The following is a 564-nucleotide window of genomic DNA, read 5'->3' on the forward strand; positions in this document are numbered from 1 at the left end:
AACACGCCCTAGCAAATTACAGTGCTTTACGCTGACCTACAAAGAAACCAACACCACGTGTCGGAGTTTCAAAGGTAATGGTTTCACCGTTGCCAAAAAACAGCACGTCACCGACAGTGGCATGTACTTTCTGACCGGATTCATCCGTAATAAAGAATTCACCTTCTGCGACATACTTCATTTCTTCGTAATCGTAGGTATATACCAGTGGTTTATCCGTTTTGTTCAGGTGAAAAAAACCGGCACAAAGTGTTTTGTCCTGGCTGTTTGAAACGATGCTGTCACCTAATGTGGCATTAATACCATCAAGGCCCATTGTTGGTTGTGGGTCTTTAACAGCCTGTTTTTTAATTTTCATAAAATGTCTCCTTCGTTAGTGACGGTCCGATTAAATAACGTCACTGGATTAGGGACAATCCTTCTGAAGTAGTACTCAGTTTGTATAGCCTTTTATAAACAGTAACTTGGCATGTTTTTAGTAAAGATACCTGTTTAAAATCAGGTATAGAAGATCCGCAGATTGTCAAAATACGTTTTCTGAATTTTTATTGCGAAAACAATTTA

Annotated in this window: 1 protein-coding gene; it reads right to left on the bottom strand. The window is 39.0% G+C overall.

Annotation, left to right across the window (positions count from 1 at the left end; translation table 11 throughout):
• Positions 1-16 precede the first annotated feature (16 nt).
• Positions 17-358 carry a cupin domain-containing protein gene (locus B3182_RS15075; protein ID WP_292402364.1) on the bottom strand — a complete coding sequence of 114 codons (342 nt, stop codon included), beginning with the start codon at positions 356-358 and terminating at the stop codon, positions 17-19.
• Positions 359-564: the final 206 nt, after the last annotated feature.

It is taken from the genome of Methylophaga sp. UBA4204 (assembly GCF_002379485.1).
Classification (GTDB): Bacteria; Pseudomonadota; Gammaproteobacteria; order Nitrosococcales; family Methylophagaceae; genus Methylophaga.